Here is a 12,019-nt window from a genome sequence, read left to right on the forward strand (position 1 = left end):
GGAATACTGGATATACCTTGAACGGTTTGCTTTTCTCCCATGACTATAAATCCCAGGCTTTGGTAGAAAGGAACAGCATAACTGGAAGAGTTTACCGTCATTTCTACTGAAGGACAATCATTTATAGCATAGGAGAAAAGCTCTTTTCCTAACCCTTTTCTATGATACTGTGGCTTTATGAAAAATAATGAAATATGTTTGCCGCTGTTTTTTATTCCGATAATACCTGCAAGTTCTCCATCGTTCTCGAAAGCTCCATACAGGGCAAGTGCGTCAATCTGCTTTTCATCATAGATAAAACTTTTGAAAGCATTCAGACCTTCTTCATCGAAATCTGCTTTACCACATTCCACATATACCTGGAGAGATAACTCAACGGCGGCGTGATATTCATTTTTTTCTAATTTTCGTATCATAGCATATCTATTTATTTTCTATGTTATTGTATGCCAATCTCGGCTATTCCCATCGGTTCTCCGTCATGTATCATCCGTGTTGCTTTCAACTGAACATAGCGGGCTTTGACTGGGGTAAAGTAGACGGATTGTAGAATCGGATTGTTCTTTATATTAGAAAATTCGTCTTTCGCTACTACTTGATTGACTGCATTACTATCCGTTCCGACAGATATTTCATATGCGGCGATTACACCTTTATTATATTCGCTTTGGTCGGGAAGGTAATGGAATGAAGTAATTGTACGCTCTTCTCCCAAGTCAATCAAGACTGTATTTCCATTGATGAAACAGGTCGTTTGGTCGTTCTTATCCATACCTTTCTGAGCTTCTTCCGCGTCTACTCCGCTAATAGTGAACGGGAAACTCTTCAGTTCTTCCGCTTTTGCGGTGTATGTGTCTGAAGTTTCTCCTGCATAAAATGCTTCAATATTATTGATGCAAAGACAAGCACGTGAATCTGTGAAGCGGACACGAATCTTATCGGTCGTGATTGTTTCGAAACGGAGAAGACGTTTGTAACCAACGGTTGTTGTTTCTTCATTGAGTTTCACGGGAAGCCATTCACCTTCCTGGTTATATTCTACTACGAATGATTTTACACGCTGTCCGAGAGGTACGTATTCCTGCAACATCATACGGTTGATTTTCTCCGGTTGAGGCAAGTTGAATTCGATAGTGGCAGACGTTACTCCGTCGTTAGTAGCCCAATAGGTATCGTAATCATTGTCTGTGACAGCTTTAGCAGAGAATGCAGAACCTCGTTCGTCCGATGCCTTAGGAGAAAGACCTGCCAATAGGTTGTTTGCCAGTTGTTTTTGCACGTTCTTGTGGAAATTAACGGCGTTGGCAGAGTCTGTCGGATGAATCAATCCGTCACGGTCAACGGGGAAGTTCAGTAATAAGGTTGCGTTATGTCCTACACTGTGGTAATACAAATCGGTCAGGTCGTCCACTGTTTTCACACGGTCGTCTTCTTCGGGGTGATAGAACCATCCCGGACGGATAGAAACGTCACATTCGGCAGCTACCCACTGGTTGCCGTCGGCATGACCGTATTGCAATTCGCGATAGTTGGGATAACCCGGATAGACCTCTCCGGCACGAAGGAAAGACCAGTTGGTCGCTCCGGCAAATCCTTTCTCATTGCCTACCCAGCGACAACCCGGGCCACCATCGGAGAAGATAACCGCTTGTGGTTGCAGTTCGTCAATCATCTTATAAGCTCTCGGATAATCATAATAAGTTTTGCGGTCGATAGTACGGCTGTCTTTTGCGCCGCCGTACCAGCCGTCACCGCCATTAGCGCCGTCGAACCAGATTTCAAAAACGTCACCGTAGTTGGTCAGTAGTTCATTGAGTTGTTTATAGAAGTAGTCTACGTATTCGGGAGAACCATAATTGGCTTGATGCCTGTCCCATGGAGACAGGTAAACAGCGAATTTGATGCCGTACTTTTTGCAGGCATCCGATAGCTCACGGACGATGTCACCTTTTCCATCTTTATACGGAGTGTTGCGAATGCAGTACTCTGTCAGTTGGGTAGGCCAAAGGCAGAAACCATCGTGATGCTTGGCTGTCAGGATAACTCCTTTCATTCCGGACTTTACAAAGGTTTGTACCCATTGCTCGCAATCCAGTTTGGCGGGGTTGAATGTTTTAGGGTCGGAATCTCCGTATCCCCATTCGCGGTCGTTGAATGTGTTAAGTCCGAAGTGTACAAAAGCGTAGGTTTCCATCTTTTGCCATTCTACCTGTTTAGCTTCGGGGATGGGCAAGATAGCTTCCGGTGCTTTTGCCGGTTGGCAGGCACTTAGTAGAAGAACTCCTGCGCAGAAAATAAGAGAGTGTTTTTTCATGGGGGTGATAATTAATAAATTATTAAATAGATAAATTAATTTGCTAGAGTGTAATTCCGAATACAAAATAAACCTGTTCCGCGTAAGGATTGGCTATCAGCTTTCCGAATATGGGCAAAGAGAAACTGGATGTTATTTTGATTTCTTTCGTTGCGGATAGTCCGACGTTGACTACATTGAATTTATCAGAGTAGAAGCTCTCCCAAGGGGTAAATCCAGCCTCGATACTCAAATCTACCTCTTTTACACTGAACGGATAGCTCAGTTCGCAGTAACTGGACCAGGCGCGTTTCCCGTTTTCCCGGTAGTCATTTCCGGCAAATGTAGTGTACCAGCTTACTGATAACGGGAATTTCTCGCTTAACATATATCCGGCACCTACTTCAAAAGTATGTCCGGTGGAGTGTGAGTTGTAATTGAAATATTTGAAAGGTTCATCCTCTGTTTGGGTAAAATAGTTGTTGGCGTAAAGAGTCAGGTTTTTATAGGCATATTCCAATGAAAGGTCTATTTCATTATTCTTTTCACGAAATTCGGTAGAGCCCCATGCATAAACGGTCAGTCCTTTCCAGTTGAGGCCGAGTGAAGGTTGCACATTTGCATTACCACTGTCTATACCACGCCAAATATAGCTGCTGACAAAGTCCGCATTTACAAAAACTTCTTGTGCCTGTGCAAAGGCTGTGCAAAATAGGAGGGCAATAAGTACAATATGTTTTTTCATTTTATCGGTTGTATCTTTTCATTTTCAGGGGGTAAAGATAATCAATATATGGATAAATATTGGCAGGTAGGGTAAAAAAAGAAAACGGCTGCGTTGTGCAGCCGTTCCTTAATCAATTGTAAATCTTACTAGTTATTTAGAAAGTGACATCCATTTTCAGTACGAAAGTACGTGGAGCGGCAACTGCCATCGGGCGGTAGCTGTATTCCTTGTTCAACAGGTTGTTCACCATAAACTGGAATGCTACTTCTTTGGTTGCTTTCACTCCGAAACGCAGGTCAACAGTGGCATAGTCCGTATTATGTTTTTTCCAGTAAGTAGCCAGTGTTTCGCCTTTTGAATAACCGAAGAGAATACCGCGTACATAATCCATCAGGTCATTTTGCTGCTTATCGCGTTCGTCCATCATCAGATAGTCTACTGCGAGAATTTTGCTCTTCCATGCTACGTTGGCACCTACGTTGATACGTTTCCACTGGAAGTCTACCGTGGCTTTGAAACTATGTTTCGGGCGATACTTCAGATACTTTCCGGTATTTGATTTCTCTTTCATCTGCAATGGATCGGTGTAAAGACCTTCTACGGCATTGCGTTTCTGATAATCTGCGTCACGGGGTTCGGTGTATACATATCCTAAGTTATAGAACAGCTTCGTATTCTTATTGAAGTTATACACACCGTTTGTGGAGATTTCAACTCCGTAGATTTGCGCTTTCGATACGTTGTGGAATTGAGCGCCGATACCAAAACCTTTGCCGTCTGACAACATTTGGATAGCATCACCGATGCTGTTAATCATCGTATAATTAGCATTGTTGAACAATCCGAACTGGAATTCAACCATGTCTTTATATTGTGTATAGAATCCGGCAACGTCTACAAATCCCTGGAAGTTACCGATTTTATATCCTTGTTTGAATCCTAATTCAGCATTAAATCCTTTTTCCGGTTTGATGTCCAGGTTCGGATAGACGCCGACTCCGCCAATATCCTTACGTAGATATTTCTCATTGATAGACGGGTTGCGGTAACCTTGTCCGAAGCTGGCACGGATAAAGCTGTAATCAGCCAACTGATAGTTTAATCCGGCACGGAATACGGGACGGAAAGGAACTTTTGTTCCGAATATTTTGGTTTCTGCTTCACGGTGGTGATTGTTTACACGGTAATATTCGGCACGTACACCGGCGGATACACTCAGTCGGTCCCAAAAGCGTTGGTCATACTGGAAGAAAGCGGCGATGTTGTCACTTTTGTATACTTCGTCCATGATGGCAGAATCATAACGGATATGCTCAAAAGTAGCTCCGGTTGTGATTTGTGCGCCACAGTCCCATTTTTTGTTGAACTGGTAGTCGAGATAATAGTCGAAGTTCTTATCGGTTTGAGTTTTCGGATTGTTACGTGAAGGATTGATGACATTGGATAACCAGGGAACAAGGTCGCCCGGTAATTTTCCATCCTGTACTAACTTGTCCAAATCACTAGGCAATCCATTATCCATAGCCCATGAGATAAGGTCACAATAATCGGCGGTTGTTGCATTCGGGAAGATATTACCTAATGAAGTAAATACTCCGTTCATAGCATCATCCAGATTTCCGTTAATCAATCCTGAGCCAATGCCGACTAATGCCGGGTAGAGTGAACTATAATCACCACCTGCAATATTCTGTATGGTTTGGGCGTCTGTTCCCATATTTCCAAGAATATCGGTAATAGATGCTCCTTCGGTTGGGCGTACGATATTGTCAGAGCTATAATAGAAACGGCCTTTAATTTTGTGTGATGTACCGTTTTCGGGATTTACATAGTTGATGAACGGGTCGATATGGAAGTTATTTTCTTCACGTCCCATGTTGGTGAAAGGAGATGGCTTGTACACTTCTGTCGGTGAACGCCAAATGAAGAAGTCACCATACTGGTTGGAAAGGAAGTCTACATTGAAACCATAGTTCAACAGTTTCATTCCCATATCCGGCTGGTGGTAAGTTAAGCTACCGCCCATGCGGAAACGTTTGTTGTATCCTTGTTCACGGTATCCTTCGTCTGTGAAAAGATTAATACCTCCACTGACATCGAAATTACCAATACGGCGGGAGTGAGAGAGGTCGAATCCTTCGTAAATCGGATTTCGTACACCGCTAAGAAGACTTCCGCGTAAAATCGGTTTTACTGCATACTTGTCGTCTTTCCAAAAGCTCTTGTCACTCCATTGATATTCATCATTTTCTGCATCTCCATATACACCGACATAGGCACTGAATCGTGTTTTCGGTGTCAATCCCGGACGTGCGGTACGGATGTTGATGATACCATTCAAAGCTGATGAGCCATATAATACGGAAGAAGCTCCTTTAATCACTTCCACCTGTTCTACATTTTCCAAAGGAACAGTGTTCCAGTTGATTTCTCCTGTTTTAGGATTCAGTGTACTCATTCCGTCTACAAGAATCTGACTGCGTGCACCTACTCCGTAAGTCCATCCGCTACCGCCACGCATAGAAGGTTGTTTGTCTACAATGTCTACACCGGGTAGGGTGCGGAGAGTAGAAGAAATGTCTGTTGGCGCTTGGCGTGCAATATCTCCCGATTTAACAACGTCCATGGAAACAGTGACGTCGCTTAGTTTCTGTTCGAAACGACCTGCACTAATTACAACTTCTTCCAGTAACTTAGTGCTTTCCTTCATGTAAACATCTTTGGTTACTACTTCACGCTTGTTAATAACGATTGGCATCAATACGTCATCATAGCCTACGTAGCTGAATACGAGGTCAACTCCGCCTTCGGGCAGTTTGATTTCGTATTCTCCGTTGATGTTGGATACTACTCCCTGGTTACCGTGAAGCTTATACGTAACTGCTGCACCTACCAATGGTTCATTGGTTTTTGCATCATATATATGTCCTTTCAAGGTTTGGGCAAAACTTGCTCCAAAGCTGGTAAGGCATAAAAGTAAAGTTAGAATATATATTTTCTTCATTGTTTCTTGTTTTTTTATTTAATATCACTGACTTTGAGATCTAAGCCAATATTTAGTGTCTTGATAACTGGCCAAGCCTTGACTATTGGTTTTACATATCCTGTGACTAATAGTTCTCCAAAAGTTGGAATAGCTTCTAGCGTTGGTATCATTCCTGATAAAAGATTGATAAACGGAGTCAATACAGCTTTATCCACATAGATGTGAGTGTGTCCATTAGCATTATCCAAATGCATAGGGATACCATTTTTTATCCAAGTGAAGATGGTTTGAAAGTCATTTTTATCCATTTCAGCTATTATGGATAACAATGAATTATCTAGCTGTTTATTGATAGTTACAAGAATAGTTTGTAATTGGGCAGGGTTTGATTTTAATAGAGCGTCCGTAAGAGTTGCTATTAAATTATAGTCAACATTTTTACCTTTATCTTGCATTGCTTTTACAATGATGGCAGGGAGATTCAGTTTAACATAAAAAAGTCCGTTTTGGGAATACCAGTATACTAATCCTCGAGGAGAAGAAGTATAAGTACGACCTGTTGTTACGCTTTCTATATCAGCAGCACTAAAACCACCTCCATATTCAACAGGAAAGAACAACTTCATTGAAATAAACTGCATCAATTTACTCATCGAATCTTGATTGTCCATGTCTATTTCACTGAATTTTTGTTCTCCTATTTGCATTTCATCTGTAGTATAATCAGCAATAATATTTCCATCCGGTGAAAGAGTAACAGTTTGTAGTAGTTGTGGAACTAAATATCCTCCAAAACCTTTTATGACATCCGAAACTGTGGCATATAAAAAGAGAGCCTCATCTTCCTGTAAATCAATATCCATGTCTGTATGGAGTGCGGTTATAGATAATTTATTCTCAGCTTCACCCCATTCGTACAAATTAGTTTCCTTATTAAGTACAGGGTCTTTTCTCTTACCATATTCTAAATCACTCATTCGGTATGAATGTCCCCATTGAGTACTATTGCCCATTTTTATTTCAGTTAGATTTATTTCTAACTTACCTTTTTCTACATAACCTTCATAATTAAAAGTAGTTTCTGTATTTGAACCAACTCCATTACCTTTGAAAGAGTAGCTATTTGCATTTCCTATGAGTGTAATTGCTGTAAGTTTTAAAGCTTCTTCTCCTGGGATAATGTCATAAAGAGTTATATTACCAGTTTCTCCTTTTACTGTACTGAAATCTACAGACTTTCCAATCATTTCTTCACCATTATAAGTCAGTAACAAATTGGAATTGGTATTTGAAAATTTATTGGAGTAATTGGCTGTTACATCCACAGGATTCGGTCCTGGATAGTCTTCACTACATGAGGTCAGCATTCCTGTGATACATCCTAAAAAGCTTATTAGAACGATAGATATTTTTTTCATATTGTTTTCGTTTTGGAATATTAATTAGTCTGAAATGAAATCGAAACCTAGGTCGAACTCTTCGACTAGTGGCCATTCTTTAGTCATACCTGTTAATAATTGGGTTATAAAACTACCCATTCCCATTGGGTTGGCTTCTTCTATTAGGGGACTAAGAGCAGGTAGTAATTCGATGATTGGGGTTAGGGCTTCTCTATTTAAATAAATATGTGTATGCTTATCATCTGTGGTTGCTATTGTTAATGGAATGCCATCCTTTATCCAAGAGAAAAATGTATTGAATTTGGCGTCGTCCATATTAGTAATGATAGATAATATATCATTTTGCAAAACAGAGTTCAAAGTCATCAGTATACTTTTTAATTTATTGGGGGCTGACTTTAAGATGGCCTCTGTTATTCCTGCAATAAGGCTTTCGTCAATCTCTGTATCGCTATCTTTTGTTATTTGAGATATGATGGATGCTACATTTAGTTTAATGTAGAAGTTTTCTTTTCCTTTACACCAAAAAGCGATATTTTCAGGCGAAGGGGTATATGTACGTTTATCGACTAGTGATTGTATATAACTAGCATTTACCCCGATTCCTATAATCTTGAGCCAGTTTTCAATAACTAATTCTTCAGAAGAATATGTTGCATAAATATTTCCATCATTTTTCAATTGAATATCATTCAATATTTGAGGTAAAATAAGTCCTAATGCAGCTTGCGCTATTGAGCCTATTGTTTTAGATATAGGATTACTTGGTGCGTCAGGACTCATTTTTACGTAGGAATAGGCTGCATTAATCTTTTGTTGGGTGTTATATTCCGCAAATTTATAGCTTTTTGCAATATTATTGGCATTTGCCATCACCACATTCATATCCAACTTCATTGTTTTTGGAGTAATGCTACCATTGTATTTCACCGTAGCACCTCCCATCGTGATATTCGTTCCGCTGAAAGTATAACACCCTTTCTCTTCATTCTCATAAAGTTTGATGTTATTGATGGGGGTAGTAGCCTCTCCTGGAACTACATCATTCAGCGTCAACGTTCCCGTCTCACTGTTTTCTGTCTTAAAGCTGACAGTTTTTCCAATTAATTTCTCTCCACTGTAGGTTAGGTCTAACGTGTATGGCTTAATATACGAGCCATATTCCTGGCTGATTTCTCCCGGCCAAAATAACTTGTCATTGTAAGTCTCTTCACATGATGTAAAGAAAAAGGCAATACAAGCTACACAGAATAGTTCTTTTAAATTTCTCATTTTGCTTCTTGTTTTTATTGCATATTTAATAAAACTTTGCAAAGTTCGGCTAACAATCCTTTATTAACAAGGTCTATTTTTCTACAATGATGTTCTCTTTTTAAGTATTATGAGTTGAATGGTGAATAAAGTGCAATTATTAGTGTTCTATTTTTAATATGAATTGTTCTTCTTTTAAGAATAGCTATAAGTGAAAAGAAAGAAAAAATAGAAAAAAACGAACGACTTATTGAATGTGTAATGATATGATAAGCCGTTCGTCTTTTTCTTCAATAAATATATTTGTAAATATAAGAAGATAAGTCCGTAGGAATATTGGGAAAAGTAGAATATGAAGAAGTGAGCGGACTACTTTTGTAGTTCGTGAATAGCTGCTAATGCCAGTTCAGCTTTATCTTCAGGCACAAAGATATGATCGTGATAATATGCTGCGACAACATTGGCACTAATTTCTTTTTCTGCCAGTTTTGCGGAGAATGCCGCTGTTAACCCCACTGCATCCAGGCTGGAATGAACGTTTAGAGTAATCAATCTGTAGACAGATTCATACTTTATATTATTGTCGATGGCTTGCTGTTCCGTTATAATAAATGTTGCACCCTCTTTTTCCTGGAAAAAGCCTGTTGGATTCAGGTGCTTCATACTATTCCAGTCGAATTCCGGGAAAGTGCAAAAAACAAAGTTGCGTTCATCCAGTGCCGGAGCTATATTAGACAATAATGCCTTCAAATCTTTAATACCTGCCATATAATTTTTGAATCAAGTGAATGGCGCAAAGATAGTTAATATGCAAATACAAAGCTATTTAGTAGCCTGCCTATTTATATATATACGATAATTCAAGAGAAATAGAAAACGTTTGTAGCCACAATAAAGCCTATTCACCGATAAGAATCCCCCGTTCATTGATTTTTTTTCCTTTTCTGCTTTCTCTGTCATACATTTGTTATAGAATTGTAACATCGAATAGTCCAAACCCTATGAATATGAACGAAACATTCAATGTTGCCCCCGCACTTTCCACTTTCTCGCCCATTTCTTTGGAAGAGATGAGTACCATCCGTTTAATGAACCGTACAGATACGAAATATATTGTTTCGCTGCCTGTTTTGATGGATGTACTGCGGCGTGCAAGTCAGTATTATCGTGTACAGGAAGTAGAAGGGGAACGGAACATTGCCTATCATACTACCTATCTTGATACACCGGATTACGCCATGTACCTGGCACATCAGAACGGAAGAGTGATACGTGAAAAGATACGTGTGCGAACTTATGTTGCTTCCGGCCTGACATTCCTTGAAGTGAAAAATAAGAATAATAAAGGGCGCACGGATAAAAAACGTATCCGGGTGCAGGGAGTCGATTCTTTACATGTGGATGGTGGAGAAGAATTTCTTCGTAATCACGCCTGGTATGAATTATCCGCCTTAGACCTTCTTTTAGAAAATCATTTCCATCGCATTACATTGGTGAATAAAGCCATGACAGAACGCCTGACCATTGATACAGGTGTACATTTCCATCATCTTCTTACGGGCACGGAAGCCAAACTCGACAACCTGGCAATAATAGAACTGAAACGCGACGGAAGAACCTATTCACCTATCAGTGAAATACTGCGCGAACTACATGTACGACCTTCGGGAATTAGTAAATACTGCGTAGGAACCGTATTAACGGCAGGCGAGTTGAAATACAATCGCTTCAAACCCAAATTGAGACTCGCACAGAAAATTGCAAAGCGTAAGATAATGGATATATGATGAAGTAGGGGATATATGATAAAAAGATATATGATGAAGTAGGAGATATATAATAAATAGAGGATATATAATAAGGTAATGAATATATAATATTAAAATTGAATAGTATGTTTGACGAACTTAGTGATATTACATTAATAGAAACGCCATTACTGGATAGTGCGGGCTTTATGGAATTGCTGCTGCGATTCTTCTTTAATTTATTGGTCGTATCCTGCATTATCCATCTGTTTTACTATCCTAAAAGTAAACGGCGCGATTATTACTTCACCTTTACTCTGATTAGTATCAGCATCTTCCTGATGATTTTCCTCTTGGGAAGTGTCAAGCTGAAAATCGGCTTTGCACTCGGACTATTCGCCATTTTCGGAATAATACGTTACCGGACGGAGTCGATGCCTGTACGCGAGATGACCTATCTTTTTGTCATCATTGCCATCTCTGTGATAAATGCCCTTGCCGTAGCTATCAGTCATGCCGAATTGCTATGTACCAATCTGCTTTTCATACTAAGCATATGGATTTGCGAAAGTAACCGATGGCTGAAACACATCTCATGTAAACTGATACAGTATGACAAGATAGAACTGATAAAACCCGAACGGGAATCGGATTTACTGCGTGACCTTCGCGAACGTACAGGTCTTGACGTACTTCGTGTGGAAGTCGGTCACATAGATTTTCTGCGTGACACTGCCATACTAAAAGTCTATTACGAACCTTTGAGAGACGAGGCAAATACGATAGATACCCTAACCCGCCTTCCTAAAGAAAATGAATGAGAAAATGAACGACCAGGAAAACAAAAAAAGACAAACCCGCTTCAAAAGAGCAGGAATGTATCTGATGGGCTGCCTGTTATTGCTATGCATGACAGAAAATGCCCATGCCCAAAGTGATGATTTCGGCATATGGACCAGTGCGGAAGTAAAGAAAAAACTATTCCCCGGATTCGACGCTTCCTTGGAAGGCGAGTTCCGTACCAGGGACGGATTGCAGACAGTAGAACGTTGGTCAGGTTCGGCAGGCGTTTCCTATAAAGTGTTCCGTTGGCTGAAAGCATCCGCCGGATATACCTTTATTAATTACTATCATCCGATGGAAACAACCAAGAAAGGTAATTACATCCCCGAATACTGGCAAGCCAAGCATCGCGTAAACTTGTCATTGACAGGAAAAGTAGACTGGCAACGTTTCACCTTTTCTCTTCGTGAGCGATGGCAGTACACCTATCGCCCCAGCCAGTCGGTCGCAAAGCTTGACGGAGACGACGGGAGCGCAAAGAATGATGAATATATCAGCGGAAAGGGGAAAAATGTACTTCGTTCCCGTATTCAAATAGAATATAATATACGCAAGTGCGCCTTTACCCCGTACACTTCGTGCGAACTTTCCCATTCGTTAAATGACAATGCAGCTTTTGAAAAGCTGCGGTGGACATTAGGCACAGAATGGAAACTCAGTAAAAAACACTCCCTTGATTTTTACTATCTGTATCAGAATAAAGCAGATGATGATGAGGCGAACGGACACGTAGTTGGTGCAGGATATTCGTTTAAGTTTTAATATATAAAG

9 protein-coding genes and 1 pseudogene are annotated in these 12,019 nt (G+C 40.2%); 3 read left to right on the forward strand and 7 right to left on the reverse strand.

The features are described from left to right. Window positions 1-2: 2 nt before the first annotated feature. From HC965_RS26810 to HC965_RS00340, 7 genes and pseudogenes are all read right to left on the reverse strand, one after another. Window positions 3-416: pseudogene (locus HC965_RS26810) on the reverse strand (GNAT family N-acetyltransferase); the annotation flags it as partial. 23 nt (window positions 417-439) lie between these two features. After that, window positions 440-2,314: an alpha-L-fucosidase gene (locus tag HC965_RS00315; protein ID WP_191029552.1), complete on the reverse strand. Its 1,875-nt coding sequence runs from the start codon at window positions 2,312-2,314 to the stop codon at window positions 440-442. 43 nt (window positions 2,315-2,357) lie between these two features. Further along, the gene (locus HC965_RS00320; protein WP_191029553.1) at window positions 2,358-3,038 is read right to left on the reverse strand and encodes a hypothetical protein; all 681 of its coding nucleotides are present in this window, start codon (window positions 3,036-3,038) and stop codon (window positions 2,358-2,360) included. A gap of 136 nt (window positions 3,039-3,174) precedes the next feature. Then, entirely contained in the window at window positions 3,175-6,024 is a 2,850-nt protein-coding gene (locus tag HC965_RS00325) for a TonB-dependent receptor (protein ID WP_191029554.1), read from the reverse strand. Between the two features lie 14 nt (window positions 6,025-6,038). Beyond that, window positions 6,039-7,424 (reverse strand): DUF4925 domain-containing protein, encoded by a 1,386-nt coding sequence (locus HC965_RS00330; protein WP_191029555.1) that lies wholly within the window; start codon window positions 7,422-7,424, stop codon window positions 6,039-6,041. A gap of 24 nt (window positions 7,425-7,448) precedes the next feature. Next, on the reverse strand, window positions 7,449-8,678 hold the full coding sequence (locus HC965_RS00335; RefSeq protein WP_191029556.1) for a DUF4925 domain-containing protein: 1,230 nt from the start codon (window positions 8,676-8,678) through the stop codon (window positions 7,449-7,451). Between the two features lie 348 nt (window positions 8,679-9,026). Then, the gene (locus HC965_RS00340; RefSeq protein WP_191029557.1) at window positions 9,027-9,425 is read right to left on the reverse strand and encodes an ACT domain-containing protein; all 399 of its coding nucleotides are present in this window, start codon (window positions 9,423-9,425) and stop codon (window positions 9,027-9,029) included. 239 nt (window positions 9,426-9,664) lie between these two features. On the opposite strand from HC965_RS00340, the gene HC965_RS00345 reads away from it, so the two are divergent. From HC965_RS00345 to HC965_RS00355, 3 genes are all read left to right on the forward strand, one after another. Next, a complete protein-coding gene (locus tag HC965_RS00345; protein WP_191030028.1) occupies window positions 9,665-10,444 on the forward strand; it encodes a polyphosphate polymerase domain-containing protein in 780 nt (259 codons plus the stop codon). A 107-nt stretch (window positions 10,445-10,551) separates the two neighbouring features. After that, window positions 10,552-11,226 carry a DUF4956 domain-containing protein gene (locus tag HC965_RS00350; protein WP_191029558.1) on the forward strand — a complete coding sequence of 225 codons (675 nt, stop codon included), beginning with the start codon at window positions 10,552-10,554 and terminating at the stop codon, window positions 11,224-11,226. Window positions 11,227-11,281: 55 nt separating this feature from the next. Then, entirely contained in the window at window positions 11,282-12,010 is a 729-nt protein-coding gene (locus tag HC965_RS00355; protein ID WP_223854649.1) for a DUF2490 domain-containing protein, read from the forward strand. Window positions 12,011-12,019: the final 9 nt, after the last annotated feature.

Source organism: Bacteroides sp. GM023 (genome assembly GCF_014750685.1).
GTDB lineage: Bacteria > Bacteroidota > Bacteroidia > Bacteroidales > Bacteroidaceae > Bacteroides.